We start from the raw sequence: 18,882 nt of genomic DNA, 5'->3' as shown, positions 1-18,882 counted from the left end.
TATGAAATCTATATAATTCGTAATATTTATCTTTAAATTTATTTCCTATATAACAACATGTTTGAGAAAAAGTTTAAATATGATGTAAATAATAACAACTCATTTCAGGAGGTCATTATGAAAGCGATTATTTGTACAAAGTACGGACCACCTAATGTTCTCCAGCTTCAAAATGTAGAAAAGCCTAAACCTAAAAAAAATGAAGTATTAGTTAAAATTCACGCAACAAGTGTATCGACTGGAGATTGTAGAATACGTGGCTTTAATAGCCCACTCTTATTTTGGATTCCTATGCGGATCATATTAGGTTTCAGAAAACCGAGAAAACCTATACTTGGCGTAGAGTTATCCGGTGAAATCGAAGACATTGGAACAGATGTAACACAATTTAAAAAAGGAGATCAAGTTTTTGCATTAACAGAACTAAACCTTGGTGGTTATGCGGAATACACATGCGTGCATGAAAGTGGATTAATAGCATTAAAACCTACCAATGTGACATATGAAGAAGCTGCCGTTATTCCTTTCGGCGGAACTTCAGCATTGCACTTCCTTAGAAAAGGACAGATAAAAAAAGGGCAACGAGTACTTATATATGGCGCCTCTGGGTCAGTAGGGACAGCTGCCATACAACTTGCTAAATACTTCGGGGCGACTGTCACAGCCATTTGTAGTAGTTCGAATTTCGATTTAGTAACAACTTTAGGGGCAGACAACGTAATTGATTATATGAAAGAAGATTTTACTAAGCGGGGCGAGCACTACGATATTATATTTGATGCAGTTGGAAAATATAAAAAGTCTCTTTGTACAGATGCATTAATGCCTAATGGAAAATATGTATCTGTGAACGGAATGATGGCAAAGGTCAGTAAAGAAGATATGAACCTGCTAAAACAACTAGCTGAAACAGAAAAGCTAAAACCTGTTATTGATAGAACTTACCGATTAGAAGAAATTGCTGAAGCTCATATATATGTAGAAAAAGGACATAAAAAGGGGAACGTTTCGATTACCTTAAAATAAAATATATTCTGAAAATATTATTGACAATTCTTTTTGTAAGATTTACTATTAGTACCATATTCAAAACTACATACACATACTCTTATCAAGAGTGGCGGAGGGACTGGCCCGATGATGCCCGGCAACCGAGCTTATGACGTATAAGCTAAGGTGCTAATTCCTGCAAAACGAGTTTTCGTTTTGGAAGATAAGAGAGGAATCTATTTCGTCTATTCGGCACCTCTCTTATTTTTGGGAGGTGCTTTTTATTTTGGAACGTATATGAAGGGGGATTTATAGATGAAAAAGGTATTATTAAGCATTGTAAGCGGAGCAGTATTATTATTAGGCGCATGTAGCGTGAGTTCAGATAAAGAGGTAAAAGCATTAGACGAGAAAAAGATTACTGTCGGTGTAACAGGTGGACCACATGAACAAATTTTTGAAAAGGTAAAAGAAGTTGCAGCAAAAGATGGTCTCGAAATTGATATAAAAGTATTTAATGATTATGTAGCGCCAAACGTATCTTTAGATGAAAAAAGCCTTGATGTAAATAGCTACCAAACGAAATCGTATTTAGATGTATTTAAAGCTGAACGCAATATGAAATTAGCTGAAGTATTTTCAACAGTAACATTCCCTATGGGCGTATATTCTAAAGATATAAAAGATGTAAAAGACTTAAAAGAGGGCGACGCAATTGCTGTACCAAATGACCCAACGAATGAACTTCGAGCTTTAAAATTATTTGAAAAAGCAGGGGTTTTAAAAGTTGATCCGAAGGCTACAGAAAAAGCGACTGCAAAAGATGTAATTGAAAATCCAAAAAAATTAAAGATTGTCGAATTAGAGGCATCTCAATTACCAACACAACTAAGTGAAGTGAAAGCAGCTGCTATTAACACAAACTTTGCATTAGGTGCAAAATTAAGTCCAGCGAAAGATTCTATCTTCCGCGAAGGAAAAGATTCACCATATGTGAACTGGGTCGTTGTTCGTACTGAAAATAAAGATGATGCCGTTGTAAATAAATTAAAGAAAGCTTATCAGTCTAAGGAAGTAAAAGAGTTTATCGAGAAAAAATTTGATGGTTCAGTTTTACCATCTTGGTAGGAGCTGACGATAATGATTGAATTACAAAACATATCCAAAGTATTTACAACAAAAAAAGGGAATGTTGAGGCTCTTAAGTCTACTTCCCTTAAAGTAGAAAAAGGCGAGGTATTTGGAATCATTGGGTATAGTGGCGCTGGTAAAAGTACATTGATTCGATGTGTAAATTTATTAGAAAAACCAACGACAGGAAATATCATTGTAAACCAACAAGACTTAACAACATTATCGACAAAAGAACTAGCAAAAGCGAGACAAAGAATCGGAATGATCTTCCAAGGATTCAATTTACTTAAAACTGTTACCGTTTATGAAAATATCGCATTACCGTTACGGCTTGCTGGCATTCCAAAAGCAGAAATTGAAAAAAGAGTAGAAAAGTATTTACGCATTGTCGATCTTTTTAATCGAAAAGATGCGTATCCAAGCGAACTTTCTGGTGGTCAAAAACAGCGTGTTGCAATTGCTCGTGCGCTATCACATGAACCTGAAGTGTTATTAAGTGATGAAGCAACGAGCGCATTAGATCCCGAAACAACCGATTCTATCCTTGATTTGTTATTAAAGATTAACGAAGAAATCGGAATTACGATTTTACTCATTACACATGAAATGAATGTCATCCAGCGTATATGTGACCGCGTTGCTGTTATGGAACATGGATCTGTAGTCGAAAGTGGGACTGTAAAAGATATTTTCACAAACCCACAACATGTAACAACGAAGAAATTTGTAAATAGCGCATTTGCAGCGAAAATTCCAGAAGAGGTACAGAAAGAACTACAAAGTACTGGAGAAATTGTAACACTTTCATTTATTGGCACTACTTCAGGGGAACCTGCCTTAGCCGTTGCCACAAAACGTTTCCAAGTGTATCCGAATATTTTATCCGGTAATATTACGCAGTTAAAACATGAAACATATGGGAAACTAGTCGTTCATATGCAAGGGGAACAAAATGAAATCCACCGTGTTTTATCATTTTTACAAGGGCAAGAAATCATCGTAGAAGGAGGTAGAACAGACTATGGGAAACAAGTCCTTTTTGGATGAATGGGGTAAAGTCATATGGGAAGCAACAATCCAAACATTTCAAATGACATCTATTTCATTACTCATCTCGATCCTTATTGCACTGCCACTTGGCGTCACACTTGTTTTAACGAGACCTGGTGGGCAACGTGAAAATAAAATCATCTATCCTATTCTTAATACAATTATTAATATCATTCGCTCTCTTCCATTTATCATTCTATTATTCTTCATCTTACCTTTTACAAAGTTTCTAATGGGAACGTCCATTGGCGTGCAAGGTGTTATCGTACCGCTTGTCGTCTTCACAGCCCCTTATATCGCACGTTTAATGGAGACAGCTTTACTAGAAGTCGATCGCGGTGTCATTGAAGCCTACCAAGCGATGGGCGTTTCTACTATAAAAATCATTTGGCACGTTATGGTGAAAGAAGCACGTCCCTCCCTTGTACTCGGATTAACAATCGCAACGATCGGCTTAATCGGCGCAACAGCAATGGCTGGCCTTGTAGGTGCTGGCGGGCTAGGGGATTTAGCATACCGCTTCGGACATTTACGCTACGAGCCTGAAGTAATGTATGCAACTGTCTTTATTTTAATTATCCTCGTTCAAGGATTACAGTCTTTAGGGAATGGTGTTGCACGAAGATTGAAGAAAGATTAAAAAAGAAGGCATCTCACCCTGGTGAGATGCCTTCTTTTTTATCTTTTAAATCCACCTTCTGAATGAATAACTTGCCCAGTAATCCACTTGGCTTCTTCACTTACTAGAAATTTAATGAGTCTAGCTGCATCCCTTGGCTCACCAATTCTGCCAAAAGGAAACATCGGCTTTAACCCTTGTTTTATCTCTTCAGTAATCCATCCTGTATCGGTTGGTCCTGGATTAATTGCATTCACTGTTATTCCTAAATGAGCTACCTCTGCTGACAACGTACTAGTAAGAGCATCAATAGCTCCCTTCGTTGTCGCATAAGCTAGTTCTCCTGCCATAGGACCTTGAAATTGCCCCGAAGTAATATTAACAATTCTACCACCAGATTTCTTATCAAATCCCCGAGAAAATTGACTACTTAACAGGGTACTCGCACGAACATTTACCATATAATGCTTATCTAATTCTTCAACAGTCAACGTAGAGAAATCATTATTCGTAGAATATGCTGCATTATTAATTAATATATGAGGGTACCCTAATTGTTCAGTAACTTTATTTATAAGCTCTTTTGGTGCATCATTCTGAGTTAAATCTAACTCCATACTTGATACTTTAACACCGTTTTTTAGTAACTCTTCTTTTAATTGTATTTGTTCATTTTTATCAACGCCCCAAGGCATCTCTTTATCGTAAGCTGTCCAATACGTAAAAAATATATCGTATCCTGATTCAGCTAATTCTTTACAAATCGCTGCCCCTATACCATCTAGACGACTTACCCCTGTAATAACTGCTACTTTATTTTTTAATTGGTTCATCATATACTCCTCCAAGTTTAAAGGACGCATATTTTATATAAGAGATATAAACTTTCCCACAAAAAAGACAGATACATAAAATAGACACCTATCCTTATAAAAGGGATGTACAAGCCAAATATGCATTCCTTGAATGATTTACAGATAACTAAATAAACCCTCGCTTATGAGAGCAAAATTTATCTATCTAGTAGTTTCTAATGATTACAAGTTCATCCACATATTGAGTCTTTGTCTCCTTTACATATATCTCTATTCTTAGTTTATCAAAGCAGATAAAATGTTACAAAAAATAAAACAATTATTCACAACCTATCCTTGTTCACATTCTCTCCATTGTGAATCTTTTCACATTGGATATATAATAAACGTGTAAATACAATATTGGAGGGATTTCAATGGTTATCAATTTTTTAAGAACTGATAAACGTGCTACTTTCATATTATTACTTTTACGGCTTTACATAGGATATACATGGTTCGCTGCTGGGATAGGCAAAGTCTTCGGACAATCTTTTGACGCAAGTGGCTTTCTAAAGGGTGCTATTGCTCAAGCATCAGGGGACCACCCTGCAGTACAAAGTTGGTGGGCAGATTTCCTTCAACATTTTGTCCTTCCAAACGCAGACCTATTTAGCTTTTTAGTTCAATGGGGAGAAATTTTAGTAGGTCTAGGTTTAATTTTAGGCGGATTAACAAAAACAGCTGCATTTTTCGGAATCATAATGAATCTTTCATTTTTATTAAGCGGAACTGTTAGTGTAAACCCAAACCTGCTTATTTTGACTATGTTCATTTTAGTTGCAGGGCAGAACGCTGGACGTATTGGATTAGATGGCTATGTTTTCCCTAAACTTTTCCGTAAAAACAACCACGGAATATATAAATTAAGTAAAACTGCGTAGTAACAATTTACTTTTAAAATATAAATAAGAAAAAGAGCCTGAATATAGGCTCTTTTTCTTATTTATCCTAATTTAAACTTTTAACGAACCACGAAAACCTCTGGCAGCATAGTAAGAGTCTGCTCCATTGTGGTACACGAAAACATGTCCAAAGCGATAATCGCAAAATAGAGCACCACCAAGCTCTCTAATATCTGAAGGTGTTTGTACCCAACTCGATGATTTCATATCAAAATCTCCAAGTTGTTGTAACTCTCGATATTGTTCTTCCGTTAATAACTCAATACCCATAGCGGCCGCCACATCAATAGCGTTATTTTCTGGTTTATGCTTTTTTCTTGATTCTAACGCTTCAAGATCATAACAAAGACTTCTGCGGCCTTTAGGACTCTCCTTTGAACAATCATAGAAAGTATATTCGTCCTTTTCTTCATCATAACCAATAACATCCGGCTCACCACCAGTTACTTCCATTTCGTTAAGTGACCATAATTTTTCAGCATTAGCTTCTATCTTCGCTTCAACTTTAGCCCATTCAAGACCTTCATGGCGGTTCATGTTTTTCTCAAAACGAGCTTGCAATACTTTCAATAACTCTTCACGTTTTTCTACTAATAAGTCATTTTTATTTCCTGTCATATTAGTCCTCCCTGATATATGTACTGATAGTAGTTTAAGTATATATTTTATAATAAATCATCTCAATATGAAGACCGTTTCGATCATATATCTTGTACAAACATCTATTACAAAGTCCTAAAACCCTCCATACTCTCTTCAAGCATATAGTGTGAAAACCACATCAAGTTCTGCTTCATAATAGCCACATGAACTCCTGGTTGGTCAGAACTATATGCCATTCCTTTAAATATAATTAATTCTGTATCAACTTCCATATCCATTAATCCTTGATATAGATCATATGCATTTGTAATTGGAATTCTTGCATCCTTTTCCCCATGTTGAATTAAGGTAGGCGTACAAGCTGATTTAATATACGTCATAGGTGATGTCTTCGTATATATATCTGGATCATTCCATGGAGTATTTCCTAAATACATTCTAATAAAGTAAGGTATATCTGTATTTACATAATGGGTACTCCAGTTAGTTATTCCACCGCCAACTGAAATAGCTTTAAACCTTCTACTAAATGTAGAACAGAAAGCTGATACATATCCACCGTTGCTCCATCCCATAACTCCTACTCTATCTTTATCTACTACCCCTTGATCAACTAGTTTATCAACTCCTGATATAACATCGTCGTAGTCAGCAATCCCCTGTTTTCTATAGTTAGCTTTTAAAAATTCATTACCATAACCTGAACTTCCTCTGTAATTTGGCTCTAAAACGATAAAGCCTTTTTCAACAAACTGTTCAATCGGATATTTCTCATTGAAGCAGTCTGAAAATATCGGAAAAGATGCCCAAGCCGGACCACCGTGAATTACTACTAATAAAGGATATTTTTTATTAGTGTCAAACTCTACTGGCGTTGATAAAACACCTTCTATTTCAAGACCATCACTACTTTTCCACGAGATGATTTCCCTGTTACTTTTAAGTTTCCCTTTGAAAAAGCTATTTTCATCCGTTATTTTTTTATCGTCTAAATAGATTTCAAAGGTTTCATTTGTTATAGCCTTATTATAGGTTATATGATTTCCATCCTTTGTTATAGAGGCATCCATTATAAAGCCATCTACCTTGTCGCTTAATGCTTCCACAGTGCCATCTTCAGCTAGTAATCCAATACGATAATTCGTTTTATCCTGCCATCTAATTAAAATTCCTTTAGCTGTCCACTGTAATGGCATAACTGTACTATCAAAGTTTGTTAGAGGCTGAATTACCTCTCCAGTATTCATATCATATATCTCTAACGTACTATCTTGTATATGGTTTCTATAGTAATCCTTCTCTCTTATGCTTGCTGTGTAACATATTTTACTGCCGTCAGGAGAAAAGCAAACACTCCCTCCCAACAACTTATCCACATTCAGCTTTTGTAGCTCCCCAGCTTTAATATGGAGTATGTATAGATCTCCATTTATATAATCTGCCATATTTGAGCTTGGTGTCGCCATAAATACAACCTTTTTACCATCATTTGAAATATCAAATTCATGGATATGAAAATCCTTACCATCCGTTAATTGATAAACAACTCTGTTCTCGTGTTCATCTGTATCACTTTGTATCACCTTTTCTATTTCAATGTAATATAAACAATTATTCTGGTGTTCCTTACCTATATGTTGAAAATCTCCATATAGGTCCTTACGTTTCTTTATCTCTTCACATTCTTTTGACTGCGTAACATAATAAAGACCCTTGCCAGTAGGACCCCATTTGAATGTACTGACTCCTTCTTTCTCATCAGTAATTTGAACCTCTCTATAATCATCTAGTGACTTAACAAATATCTGATTTCCCCCATCACCAACTGGACTAAGATATGCGATACACCTAGCATCTGGAGACCATAATGGGTGTGTACTATCTATATCACCATTTGATAATGGGTAACTCTGCTTCTTATCTTTTTCATATATCCATACATGATTCCTATATATATTGTCTTTCCAATCAGCCGTCTTCTTAACAAATGATACGTTTTTACCATCATCACTTATGTTTGTACTTGATACGGTTGGTAATGAAATAATCTCTTCTATACTTAAATATGTTTTTGCTTTCACTTTCATATAATAAGCCCCCTTGTAATGTCCATGAATCTACCGTCTCTTCTTGTCGTAATAAAGGAAATTGTTCACGGATACTTAAAATAGTAACGGAAAATTCAGATAAATAAAAGTGAATCCGATAAAGTAAAACTTTAATCTATAGGGCTCTTTCCGCTTATCAATTTTAGATGTTCTTTTTCGACACAAAAATACCCCTTTTAGATACAAATTTGTAAATTTATTTTAAAGCTATAACTATATGTTGGTTTGGAATAAAATTTGATAAAAATGAAGTCATAAATCTTTATTTAACAACAAAAAAATCCATTTTGAAAAAGCGATTGATCAAAATAGAATTACTCTTTTTAACTAAGTATGAGATTTTTATAAAAAAATTTTAATCAAAACTCACTTAGAATCTTTACTTGAAGAATAAAGCTTCGCATCTTTTTTGTAAACATCGTTAAACTAAGATAAATTTTGACTGCATCTGTAATTAATTGTAAAATATTATACATAGAAAGGTATTATAAAATAAATATAGAAGGGGTATGTTTTTTAGTTTTAAAGGGGCTAAAGCACATCTATTTTATGTTTTTAGAGGGAGAATTGAAAAATCATATGAAGAATTTCAAAAAGAGTACAGGTAAAATTTTACTAGCATCCGGATTAGTAGTTTCTATGTCAGCTTGTAGTGTAACTAGTTTATTTGGAGAAAAAGAAAAAACAAATGCTGAATCTGGTAAACAAGAAAGTAAAGAAACTAAGACAGAAGGTAAATCATCTGAAACAAAGGAAAAATCAACTAACTCAAAAGAAGAAAGTAAAGATGTTAAGATGATTATGGTTTTACCTGAGGATTACCCACAACTTATGGTAGACATTGAAGAAGACTTATTAAGACGTCTAGATTACTATGATGCTTCTGTGAGGGATAATAAAAAGGGAAGTAAGTCAAATGAAGAGGTACGAGATAGTATTAAAGACTTAGATAAAGTATTTAATAAAATAGAGCGTATAGATGCACCAGGAAAATACAAGGAAGATCATAAGGAAATTGTAAAAGCTGTTCAAAAGTTAAAAGAATCTTTCAAAGAAGTATCGAAGTTATTTGATTACTCTAAAACACTTAAAGATACGGATGATGCAATCATAGATAAAGCAAACAATAAATTAGATGAAGCAAAACGCATTTGGAAACCTGTATTTGATAAGTTAAAAGCGGAAGCTAAGGGTGGTTCAACAACTACTTCTACAACAAGTGGTACTAGTTCTTCTAACTCACCGAGTTTATCTAGTGGTAATACAGTTAAAACATACAGTACCCAAGATACAACTGGTATATTCAAAGGAAAAATTGATACACCAGACGAGGATTCCGCTAAGTTTAAGAATGTACAGAACAACTATAAAGACGGTACAGAGCTTGTAGGTAATTGGGGTATTGATTACGGAGACGGAGTCAAAACTACGTTAGTCCTAAAAGCAGATAAGACATTTGAAACATATGCAAATGGTTCTTATCCAAATAAAGATAATTACTTAACAGGAACATACCAAGCAGACGTTTCTTCCCATCAGTTAACGCTAATGGTGGAAAAAGGAACTCAAAATGGTCAAGAAGTGAAATTGGAAAGACCTATTTATTCATCATATGAGGTTAAAAATTTAGATGGTAAAGCATTACAGATTTTCCACATAGACGAACAAGTAACAATTTGTTATGTAAAACAATAAATAAATAACTAAAAGAACTCTGTAAAATGATTTTTACAGAGTTCTTTTCTTAGTTTTAATTTATTATAAACTATCAAAATTTATTTCAAACGCATAACTATATTTATTAACCTACCAATCTCCTACTCAACAGTAACAGACTTAGCTAAGTTACGTGGCTTATCAACGTCACACTCGCGGTGAAGTGCTGCGTAGTACGAGATAAGTTGTAATGGAATAACTGCTACTAGCGGTGCTAGTGCTTCGTGTACAGCTGGTAATACGAAGCTGTCACCTTCCATTTCTAAGCCTTTCATTGAGATGATACATGGGTTAGCTCCGCGTGCTACTACTTCTTTCACGTTACCACGAATTCCAAGGTTTACGTGCTCTTGTGTAGCAAGTGCGATAACTGGTGTACCATTTTCAATTAAAGCGATTGTACCGTGTTTTAACTCTCCTCCAGCGAATCCTTCTGCTTGGATGTAAGAGATTTCTTTTAGTTTTAACGCACCTTCTAATCCTACGTAGAAGTCTACGCTACGTCCGATGAAGAAACAGTTACGCGTTGTTGCTAAAAATTGTTTTGCTAATGCGTCCATTTCTTCTTTTTGATCACAAAATTCTATCATTGCATTTGCTACAAGTCCTAGTTCGTGTGTTAAATCGAAATCAAGAACTTCACCTTTTGCTTTAGCAATATCAGCCGCTAAAATTGAAAGTACTGCAAGCTGTGCTGTGTAAGCTTTCGTTGATGCAACTGCAATTTCTGGTCCAGCGTATAACGGAAGTGTATAATCAGCTTCACGAGAAAGCGTAGAACCAGGCACGTTTGTAATTGTTAATGCTTTATGGCCCATTTCATTTGTTTGTACAAGTACTGCACGGCTATCAGCTGTTTCACCACTTTGTGAAATGTAAATGAAGAATGGTCTTTCTGTTAATAATGGCATGTTGTAAGAGAATTCACTTGCCACGTGTACTTCAACTGGCATTTTTGCAAACTTCTCGATAAATTGTTTTCCAACAAGACCTGCATGATAACTCGTTCCACATGCAATGATGTAAATACGATCGCTATCTAAAATCGCATTGCGGATGTCTTGATTTAATTCAATTTCGCCATTTTCATCTTGATACTTTTGAATTATATTACGGATTACAAGTGGTTGCTCATCGATTTCTTTAAGCATGAAATGAGGATATGTTCCCTTTTCAATATCACTTGCGTCTAATTCCGCTGTAAACGGTGCACGTTCAATCGTTTCACCTTGTAAGTTTTTAATTGTAATACTTTCTTTCGTTACGATTACGATTTCTTTATCCATTAACTCAATGAATTGATCTGTAACTTGTAACATCGCCATAGCGTCGCTTGCCACAACATTAAAGTTGTCACCAACACCTACTAATAGCGGGCTTTTGTTTTTAGCAACATAAATCATGTTTGGATTTTCAGCATCAAGTAATCCGATTGCATAAGAGCCATGTAAAAGAGATAGCGTATTACGGAACGCTTCTTCTACACTTAATCCTGTGCTCACTTGTTGTTCCATAAGCTGTACGATAACCTCTGTATCTGTTTCACTTACGAACATTACATCTTGTAAATATTCCTTTTTCACTAATTCATAGTTTTCAATTACACCGTTATGAACTAATGTAAAGCGTTTTGATGTACTTTGATGCGGATGCGCGTTTACTTTACTTGGAACACCGTGTGTAGCCCAGCGTGTGTGTCCGATACCTACGCTTGCTGCTACGTTCTCATCTACGATTTCACGAAGTTTTGCGATACGGCCTTTTTCTTTGTATACAACAACACCGTTCTCTGCTTGTACTGCAATACCTGCTGAATCATATCCACGATATTCTAGCTTTTCTAAACCTTTTAATAAAATTTCCTTTGCATCTTGCTCTCCAATAAATCCTACGATTCCACACATGTTTAGTCGCCGTTACAAATGCTTACACTGCTCTGCGAACATGTAACGACATAGTCCGATACCATTTTTATTTATACTAAAAAACGGATTACATATTGCTAGCCCTGTAAGCTTGTAACGGCTTTCACCTTCCTCTCGATTGGGTTTAAGTCCGTATATACTTATACAGCTAGTTTTCATCCGTTCCTCTTCTCTCATCACACTTTCACCTTTGTCCACTAAGTCACCTTAATGATTTAAGTAAAAGCTTGCGGTTGTGATGAACAACCGGGAGTCATCCGCCGAAATCTCGATAAACCCCACCTCGTCAACTACACTATTTGTAGTTCTGGCGCTTTTATAATTTACAATATTTCCTTTGAGAAAAAGAACAAGACCATCTTATAACAAACATGGATAAACCGTCAATGAAATTTTTTTCATCGTCTATAAAACATATGAAAAAGGAGCACTTTTTGTGCTCCTTTTTCATATAAATTCAGCTAATTATTCAGCGCCAACTTCGGCTTTCACAACTTCTACAATGCGATGTACATATGCATCACAAACTTCTTGTGTTGGTGCTTCTGCCATTACACGAATAAGTGGCTCTGTTCCAGATGGGCGAACAAGAATACGGCCATCACCGTTCATTTCTTCCTCTACAACACGAATAATTTCTTTAATTTTTTCATTTTCTAATGCTAATTTTTTATCTGTTACACGAACGTTTACTAGCAATTGTGGGAATTTCGTCATTTCTCCTGCAAGCTCAGATAATGGCTTTTTCGTCATTTTCATGATGTTTACAAGTTGAAGTGCACTTAACATTCCATCACCAGTTGTAATGTAATCAAGTAAGATAATATGGCCTGATTGTTCTCCACCTAGGTTGTAACCTCCGCGCTTCATTTCTTCCATTACGTAGCGGTCACCAACTGCTGTTTTATCACTTGTAATATTATTTGCTTCAAGTGCTTTGTAGAAACCTAAGTTACTCATAACAGTTGAAACAACTGTATTATGTTTTAATTGACCCGTTTCTTTCATGTACTTCGCACAAATGAACATAATTTGATCACCGTCAACGATGTTTCCTTTTTCGTCTACAGCAATTAAACGGTCGCCATCGCCATCAAAAGCAAGTCCGATATCCGCACCTTTTTCTTTTACCAATTCAGCTAAGCCTTCTGGATGTGTAGATCCTACACCCTCATTAATATTCATACCATTTGGAGAAGTTCCCATCGTTGAAATATCAGCTTCTAGGTCTGCAAATAAGTATGGAGCTAGAGAAGAAGTTGCACCATGTGCACAATCTAAAGCGATATGTAGGCCAGAGAAATCTTCTTCAACAGTTTGTTTAATGTACTGTAAATATTTTTGTCCACCTTCAAAGTAATCACTCACTTGTCCAAGATTAGTACCTGTCGGACGTGGTAGTTCATCAACTTCTTTGTCTAATAAAGCTTCAATCTCAGCTTCTTGCTCATCTGTTAATTTAAAGCCGTCTGAACCAAAGAATTTAATACCGTTATCTTGTACTGGATTATGAGATGCAGAAATCATAACACCCGCTTGTGCGTCTAGTGCTTTTGTTAAATAAGCAACGCCCGGTGTAGAAATAACGCCAAGGCGCATTACTTCTGCTCCAGTTGATAATAGCCCTGCTACTAAAGCTCCTTCTAACATATGGCCAGATACACGTGTATCACGACCGATAATTACTTTTGGACGATCTGTATCTTTTGTTAATACATAACCACCAAAACGTCCAATTTTGAAAGCTAATTCAGGTGTTAACTCCTTATTTGCAACTCCGCGTACTCCATCTGTACCAAAATATTTACCCATTATGATTCGCTCCTTTTTCTTGCTCTTTTTGATTGTGATTATCTACTGTTGGTTCTTGACTCGTTTCTTTATCTTTATCTTGATTTTGATTTTGGTTTTGATTCTTTTCCTGTTCTTTTTCTGAATCAGGTTCAGGATTTTTTGGTTTCTCATTTTGATTTTCTTGATCGGTGTTTGAATCCGGTTGTTGACCGTTACCCTGTACTTCTTTATCTGGTTTTTCTTTCTTCACAATAGTAACTTTAGCACTTTTTTGTTTTGGCTCTATTGAAATATTACCAGGACCACTCACTTGAATGGAAATATCTTTCGTTCCTGGAGATACATTTTGCAGATTAATTACCGCTGTTATTTGAGCAGCTGTTATTTTATCTACTATACTTGCTTCTCCTGAAATATCAACACTTATCTTTCCATCTTGCGGCGAAAGTAGCTGAGCAGTAACATCTTTAGAAAGTCCATTTTGCTGGATTGGGATACCATCAATCGTTTTTGTTTTCGTTTGTTTTGTTTTTTGCACTCCCACCGAAACCTTCACTTGATTCGGTTTTGCACTTGTTACACCCTTGGGTAATAAAACAGAGGCATCGAATGTTGTAGACTCTGTCAATTGACTAAGATCTACTTCGACCCCCTCTAGCGATTGTATATTATCCAAAATATCTTTTGGACCAACTATAGTTACTTCTCTCGGCTCAACACTGATATTTGTAACTGCCAATCCTTCTGCTAAACTCCCCTTCTTCGTATACGTTACAGGAACAGTTTTTTCAGTATTATTGGCTGTAGTTTGCGTTGCCACATTCAACGTTACACTAATCTTAGATGGACTTGTTCTTACATTTAAACGTTTTCCTTCTTTATTGTATAATGTAACTTCGGGCGTTTTTGTAACAGTTTTATTAACACCTTTTAAATCAACATACGCTTTGGCAGATGAAATACTTTCAATTTCTTCTTTCGTCCCAACTACCTCAACAGTATCCGGTTTAAGGCTTGATTTTTCTAGTGTAGTCCCCGCTGGCATCTGATCCTCATTTGATAATTTCAGATCTACATGAACATATTTTCTCGCCTTTTCATGAAGAGTAACTTTAATTGTTGATGGCTGAACTGTTCCTTTCACATCATCTGGAAGCCCGTTCGTTTTTAAAGAAATCTCATAAGTTCCTTTTGGACTATCTCGCAAATCAATCGGTATATCAAATTGTTTTTTTGCTTTTGCTGTAGCAACTGATGCTTTTGGGCCTTCTAATTTCACCTTAACGCCCTCTGCTGGAATACCACTTACAATATATTTCTCCTCATCATACTTAAGATTAATAGCATAATTAGTTAATGTTTCTTTCGTATCATTTGCAAAAGGTAATATACCTGATGTCGTATTTTTTTCAGTTAACGTCGCTGACATAAAAAGCATACACGCCAATAGTAATGAGATCCCTTTTAAAAACCAATGATTCTCCATTAACTTATCCATGACGCTTTCTCCTCCAATTCCATAAAGACGAAGAAGTCGTTTTTTCGTTTCCACTAAATTCAGCTAATAACATATCCTTCAGCTGTTCTGTCTTCAAATCACGATGCAACTTACCATTTTTCGTTAAAGAAATTTGACCAGTTTCTTCAGACACAACTACTGTAATACTATCAGTAACTTCACTAACTCCCATGGCAGCACGATGTCTAGTTCCTAATTCTTTAGAAATAAACGGACTTTCTGATAATGGAAGATAGCATGCTGCTGCTTTAATTGTACTTCCTTGCATAATTACCGCTCCGTCATGAAGAGGTGTATTTGGAATAAAAATATTAATAAGTAATTCCGATGATACGTTTGCATTAAGCGGAATACCCGTTTCCACATAATCACCCATACCGGTCTCTTTTGACAAAGTAATTAATGCACCCATTCTACGTTTCCCCATATATTCGGTTGCTTTTGCTATCGCAGTTGCAACCATTTCAGGTTCATCATCCTCATTTGTTCCAACACGCGAAAATAAACTTCCGCGCCCTAGCTGCTCAAGTGCTCTTCGCAATTCTGGCTGAAAGATAATAATAACGGCTAAAAATCCCCACGTTAATACTTGTTCAGTTAGCCAAGATAGCGTACGCAATTCAAGGAAAATACTTATCATCTTAACGACGATAATAACTGTAATCCCTTTTAAAAGTTGAACAGCTTTCGTCCCTCGGATTATAAGAATTAGCTTATATATAATAAACCATACAATGGCAATATCTAATGCCGTACTAAGATATTTCAAAATGGTCGTATCTTCAAAAGGCATGCTATCCCTTCCTCCTACTTACGAGCAATTCTATCCATATATTGAAATATTGTTTTATGCTCTATCTGTATGTATTTCCAACAACTAGTTAATTATACCATACATGAAACCAACGACAATTACAAACAACCCCCTTTAGCTCAAATTGGTAAGATGTCAAACATTTTTATTGTACAGTATAATATAAATCATTATTATACGCCTATTTTCAAATAAAAAAAGCAACTTCTCAGTTGCTTTTCTTACATTTATTTTAGTTTTTCACCGAATAAAGAACCCATTAAAGCAACTGCTGTTGTTGCCGTTCTATTTCTCTCATCTAAAATCGTATTTACCTCAACAAATTCAGCAGATGTGATAATATCAGCTTCTGCTAACATTTCCATCGCCAAATGACTTTCACGATAAGATAGACCGCCAATTACAGGCGTTCCAACACCTGGTGCATCATGAGGATCAAGACCGTCTAAATCTAATGATAAGTGTACACCATCAGTATGAGATAAATATGCGATTGTTTCTTCCATAACAGCCGTCATCCCCATACGATCAATTTCATGCATTGAGAACACTTTAATACCTTCATTGCGAATGAAATCTTTTTCTCCTTCATCCAATGCACGCGCACCGATAATTACGACATTCTCTTTTTTCACCTTTGGATATGCTCCGTACAAATCTACAAGTGAAGAATGTCCATAACCTAAACTTGCTGCAAGTGACATACCATGAATATTTCCAGATGGTGAAGTTTCCTCTGTATTTAAATCACCGTGTGCATCATACCAAATAACGCCTAAGTTTTTATAATGTTTTGCTACACCAGCTAATGTACCGATAGCAATACTATGGTCACCACCTAATACAAGTGGAAAACGACCTTCTTCTATAATATGATCCACCTTACTTGCTAATTCATTACATACAGTTGCAACTTGTGTAAGGTTTCTTAATTTTGTATTTTCATCTATCTCTTTTTCTCTCTCTATACATATATCTCCCATATCTTTAACGTCATATCCAATTTCTTCAATTCTTTCAATTACCCCTGCATAACGGATCGCGCTCGGTCCCATATCAACTCCACGACGCATCTGTCCTAAATCCATTGGAACTTCAATAACTGAGATTTCTTTTTTCATAGATAGTATCCCCCTTTTATGCCTTCACTAAATATTTTAAATCTTTTATATAGTCTGACTCAATTCGACATTTTTCTGTATGGATATACAATTTATTCACTTATATTTATGCTGAAAACCAAATTTCAAGACTATTCTATGTATAAAGTTAACTTAATGAAACAATCGCAATCACTATTATTAAATAATAATAATAATAAAACACTCCTACATTTAGAAGTGTTTTTCTGATGCTATTTTCCATACTATTGCAATATTTTTTGTTGTCATTTCGATATTTTCTTCTGCTACTTTATATGCTTCTTCTAGTGTCATCGGTCTCGTTGTAATACTAAATACCGCATCTATTCCTTTCTCGTACACAGCTGAATAATCAGATGATACAGACCCTCCAATAGCAATTACAGGCACCGAAAAACGTTTCGCACGCCCCGCAACACCCACAGGAGCCTTTCCATATGCAGTTTGTTTATCTATTCTACCTTCACCAGTTATAATGAGATTTGCATCTTCTATATGTTTATTGAAATTTGTATAATCTAATACAATTTCAATGCCCCTCCGCAAGTCTCCCTTTAACACTGAAATAACAGCCGCTCCCATTCCTCCCGCTGCCCCTGCACCAGGTATTTCAGATACATCAAAAGATACATATCGTTTAAGCATATTCGCATAATGTTGTAAATTCTCATCTAGCTCTTTCATCATCTCTACATTTGCACCCTTTTGTCTCCCAAATATGAAAGATGCTCCCTGCATTCCGACTAATGGATTATCCACATCACATGCCGCTTCTATCTTTACCCCCTTTAAGCGTGGGTCCATTCGTGAAAAATCAATAGCAACAATCGAATGTAATGTGCCTCCAGATGGATCTATTACTTCACCCTTGTCATTTATAAATCTTACTCCTAAAGCTGCTAACATACCTGCCCCACCATCATTTGTAGCACTTCCTCCAAGTCCTAAAATTATGTACTCCACTCCTTGATCTAACGCATGTAATATAAGTTCTCCTGTTCCTTTTGTCGTTGTAATAAGTGGGTTGCGCTTTTCAACTGGAACGTGCTGTAATCCTGATGCTGCTGCCATTTCAATAAACGCTGTCTTTTTATCTTTAGAAATGCCATAAAAAGTTTGTATACCTTCTCTAAGCGGTCCTGTCACACTAATTGATATAATTCTCCCCCCTGTAGCATCAACAAGTGATTCAACCGTCCCTTCTCCTCCATCTCCAATTGGTATTTTCACATACTCTGCATTAGGAAAAATTGCTCTAAAACCTCTTTCAATAGCTCCACATACTTCTATAGCTTTTAGGCTTTCTTTATATGAATCAGATGCAATAACAACTTTCACAATTATCTCCCCATCCCTTATTTTTACGTTTTCTTCATTTTAAACGACAAGTATAAAAGTTGTCTTTTTAAACACAAAAAAAGCTTACATCGTATGATGTAAGCTTTTTTATTTAGATGGAGCCTAGCGGGATCGAACCGCTGACCTCCTGCGTGCAAGGCAGGCGCTCTCCCAGCTGAGCTAAGGCCCCTTATTAATTAAGCGGAAGACGGGATTCGAACCCGCGACCCCAACCTTGGCAAGGTTGTATTCTACCACTGAACTACTTCCGCAAAAATGATGAGCCATGAAGGACTCGAACCTTCGACCCTCTGATTAAAAGTCAGATGCTCTACCAACTGAGCTAATGGCTCGTAAATGGCTGGGCTAGC

The 18,882-nt window shown here is 35.9% G+C and carries 16 protein-coding genes, 3 tRNA genes and 1 riboswitch; of the genes, 6 read left to right on the top strand and 13 right to left on the bottom strand.

What is annotated here, in order from left to right:
• The first annotated feature begins 117 nt into the window (after positions 1 to 117).
• The 4 genes from MR169_RS17515 (at position 118) to MR169_RS17500 (ending at position 3,814) form a co-directional block, all read left to right on the top strand.
• Positions 118 to 1,026, top strand: a complete 909-nt coding sequence (locus MR169_RS17515; RefSeq protein WP_000643864.1) for an NAD(P)-dependent alcohol dehydrogenase — start codon at positions 118 to 120, stop codon at positions 1,024 to 1,026.
• A 79-nt stretch (positions 1,027 to 1,105) separates the two neighbouring features.
• Positions 1,106 to 1,220, top strand: a riboswitch (SAM riboswitch).
• Between the two features lie 85 nt (positions 1,221 to 1,305).
• Positions 1,306 to 2,118, top strand: a complete 813-nt coding sequence (locus MR169_RS17510) for a MetQ/NlpA family ABC transporter substrate-binding protein (RefSeq protein ID WP_000756992.1) — start codon at positions 1,306 to 1,308, stop codon at positions 2,116 to 2,118.
• 12 nt (positions 2,119 to 2,130) lie between these two features.
• Positions 2,131 to 3,171 carry a methionine ABC transporter ATP-binding protein gene (locus MR169_RS17505; RefSeq protein WP_061663588.1) on the top strand — a complete coding sequence of 347 codons (1,041 nt, stop codon included), beginning with the start codon at positions 2,131 to 2,133 and terminating at the stop codon, positions 3,169 to 3,171.
• Positions 3,146 to 3,814: a methionine ABC transporter permease gene (locus MR169_RS17500; protein ID WP_000527151.1), complete on the top strand. Its 669-nt coding sequence runs from the start codon at positions 3,146 to 3,148 to the stop codon at positions 3,812 to 3,814. The genes MR169_RS17505 and MR169_RS17500 overlap by 26 nt, the downstream gene beginning before the upstream one ends.
• Before the next feature lie 38 nt (positions 3,815 to 3,852).
• On the opposite strand, the gene MR169_RS17495 is transcribed toward MR169_RS17500, so the two are convergent.
• The gene (locus MR169_RS17495; protein WP_242319757.1) at positions 3,853 to 4,629 is read right to left on the bottom strand and encodes an SDR family oxidoreductase; all 777 of its coding nucleotides are present in this window, start codon (positions 4,627 to 4,629) and stop codon (positions 3,853 to 3,855) included.
• Between the two features lie 395 nt (positions 4,630 to 5,024).
• On the opposite strand from MR169_RS17495, the gene MR169_RS17490 reads away from it, so the two are divergent.
• Positions 5,025 to 5,531: a DoxX family membrane protein gene (locus MR169_RS17490; RefSeq protein WP_000236358.1), complete on the top strand. Its 507-nt coding sequence runs from the start codon at positions 5,025 to 5,027 to the stop codon at positions 5,529 to 5,531.
• A 72-nt stretch (positions 5,532 to 5,603) separates the two neighbouring features.
• Here MR169_RS17490 and MR169_RS17485 read toward each other — a convergent pair whose 3' ends face one another.
• Positions 5,604 to 6,170 (bottom strand): DUF4256 domain-containing protein, encoded by a 567-nt coding sequence (locus MR169_RS17485; RefSeq protein ID WP_000147388.1) that lies wholly within the window; start codon positions 6,168 to 6,170, stop codon positions 5,604 to 5,606.
• Positions 6,171 to 6,277: 107 nt separating this feature from the next.
• Entirely contained in the window at positions 6,278 to 8,242 is a 1,965-nt protein-coding gene (locus tag MR169_RS17480) for a S9 family peptidase (protein WP_000864891.1), read from the bottom strand.
• 588 nt (positions 8,243 to 8,830) lie between these two features.
• Between MR169_RS17480 and MR169_RS17475 the strand changes: the two genes are divergently transcribed.
• Positions 8,831 to 9,958, top strand: a complete 1,128-nt coding sequence (locus MR169_RS17475; RefSeq protein WP_016118993.1) for a DUF3994 domain-containing protein — start codon at positions 8,831 to 8,833, stop codon at positions 9,956 to 9,958.
• 122 nt (positions 9,959 to 10,080) lie between these two features.
• Here MR169_RS17475 and glmS read toward each other — a convergent pair whose 3' ends face one another.
• The 10 genes from glmS to MR169_RS17425 form a co-directional block, all read right to left on the bottom strand.
• On the bottom strand, positions 10,081 to 11,883 hold the full coding sequence (gene glmS, locus MR169_RS17470; RefSeq protein WP_242319756.1) for a glutamine--fructose-6-phosphate transaminase (isomerizing): 1,803 nt from the start codon (positions 11,881 to 11,883) through the stop codon (positions 10,081 to 10,083).
• Between the two features lie 12 nt (positions 11,884 to 11,895).
• Positions 11,896 to 12,081 (bottom strand): hypothetical protein, encoded by a 186-nt coding sequence (locus MR169_RS17465; RefSeq protein ID WP_001206405.1) that lies wholly within the window; start codon positions 12,079 to 12,081, stop codon positions 11,896 to 11,898.
• Between the two features lie 288 nt (positions 12,082 to 12,369).
• The gene (gene glmM, locus MR169_RS17460; RefSeq protein WP_000521476.1) at positions 12,370 to 13,716 is read right to left on the bottom strand and encodes a phosphoglucosamine mutase; all 1,347 of its coding nucleotides are present in this window, start codon (positions 13,714 to 13,716) and stop codon (positions 12,370 to 12,372) included.
• Positions 13,709 to 15,196: a CdaR family protein gene (locus tag MR169_RS17455; protein ID WP_044797174.1), complete on the bottom strand. Its 1,488-nt coding sequence runs from the start codon at positions 15,194 to 15,196 to the stop codon at positions 13,709 to 13,711. The genes glmM and MR169_RS17455 overlap by 8 nt, the downstream gene beginning before the upstream one ends.
• On the bottom strand, positions 15,189 to 16,010 hold the full coding sequence (cdaA, locus tag MR169_RS17450; protein ID WP_242319755.1) for a diadenylate cyclase CdaA: 822 nt from the start codon (positions 16,008 to 16,010) through the stop codon (positions 15,189 to 15,191). The genes MR169_RS17455 and cdaA overlap by 8 nt, the downstream gene beginning before the upstream one ends.
• 248 nt (positions 16,011 to 16,258) lie before the next feature.
• On the bottom strand, positions 16,259 to 17,152 hold the full coding sequence (rocF, locus tag MR169_RS17445; protein ID WP_242319754.1) for an arginase: 894 nt from the start codon (positions 17,150 to 17,152) through the stop codon (positions 16,259 to 16,261).
• A 213-nt stretch (positions 17,153 to 17,365) separates the two neighbouring features.
• A complete protein-coding gene (locus tag MR169_RS17440; RefSeq protein ID WP_242319753.1) occupies positions 17,366 to 18,511 on the bottom strand; it encodes a glycerate kinase in 1,146 nt (381 codons plus the stop codon).
• 117 nt (positions 18,512 to 18,628) lie between these two features.
• Positions 18,629 to 18,701, bottom strand: a tRNA-Ala gene (locus MR169_RS17435).
• A gap of 10 nt (positions 18,702 to 18,711) precedes the next feature.
• A tRNA-Gly gene (locus tag MR169_RS17430) sits at positions 18,712 to 18,783 on the bottom strand.
• Between the two features lie 8 nt (positions 18,784 to 18,791).
• Positions 18,792 to 18,864, bottom strand: a tRNA-Lys gene (locus MR169_RS17425).
• Positions 18,865 to 18,882 lie beyond the last annotated feature (18 nt).

It is taken from the genome of Bacillus cereus group sp. BfR-BA-01349 (assembly GCF_022663795.1).
GTDB lineage: Bacteria > Bacillota > Bacilli > Bacillales > Bacillaceae_G > Bacillus_A > Bacillus_A cereus.
The sequence above is the reverse complement of the archived record's forward strand: the minus strand, read 5'-3'. Positions and strand labels throughout refer to the sequence as shown.

Coding starts and splice junctions, on each gene's coding strand:
- MR169_RS17515 (WP_000643864.1), top strand. CDS start 118: ATGAAAGCGATTATTTGTACAAAGTACGGACCACCTAATGTTCTCCAG.
- MR169_RS17510 (WP_000756992.1), top strand. CDS start 1,306: ATGAAAAAGGTATTATTAAGCATTGTAAGCGGAGCAGTATTATTATTA.
- MR169_RS17505 (WP_061663588.1), top strand. CDS start 2,131: ATGATTGAATTACAAAACATATCCAAAGTATTTACAACAAAAAAAGGG.
- MR169_RS17500 (WP_000527151.1), top strand. CDS start 3,146: ATGGGAAACAAGTCCTTTTTGGATGAATGGGGTAAAGTCATATGGGAA.
- MR169_RS17495 (WP_242319757.1), bottom strand. CDS start 4,629: ATGATGAACCAATTAAAAAATAAAGTAGCAGTTATTACAGGGGTAAGT.
- MR169_RS17490 (WP_000236358.1), top strand. CDS start 5,025: ATGGTTATCAATTTTTTAAGAACTGATAAACGTGCTACTTTCATATTA.
- MR169_RS17485 (WP_000147388.1), bottom strand. CDS start 6,170: ATGACAGGAAATAAAAATGACTTATTAGTAGAAAAACGTGAAGAGTTA.
- MR169_RS17480 (WP_000864891.1), bottom strand. CDS start 8,242: ATGAAAGTGAAAGCAAAAACATATTTAAGTATAGAAGAGATTATTTCA.
- glmS (WP_242319756.1), bottom strand. CDS start 11,883: ATGTGTGGAATCGTAGGATTTATTGGAGAGCAAGATGCAAAGGAAATT.
- MR169_RS17465 (WP_001206405.1), bottom strand. CDS start 12,081: ATGAGAGAAGAGGAACGGATGAAAACTAGCTGTATAAGTATATACGGA.
- glmM (WP_000521476.1), bottom strand. CDS start 13,716: ATGGGTAAATATTTTGGTACAGATGGAGTACGCGGAGTTGCAAATAAG.
- MR169_RS17455 (WP_044797174.1), bottom strand. CDS start 15,196: ATGGATAAGTTAATGGAGAATCATTGGTTTTTAAAAGGGATCTCATTA.
- cdaA (WP_242319755.1), bottom strand. CDS start 16,010: ATGCCTTTTGAAGATACGACCATTTTGAAATATCTTAGTACGGCATTA.
- rocF (WP_242319754.1), bottom strand. CDS start 17,152: ATGAAAAAAGAAATCTCAGTTATTGAAGTTCCAATGGATTTAGGACAG.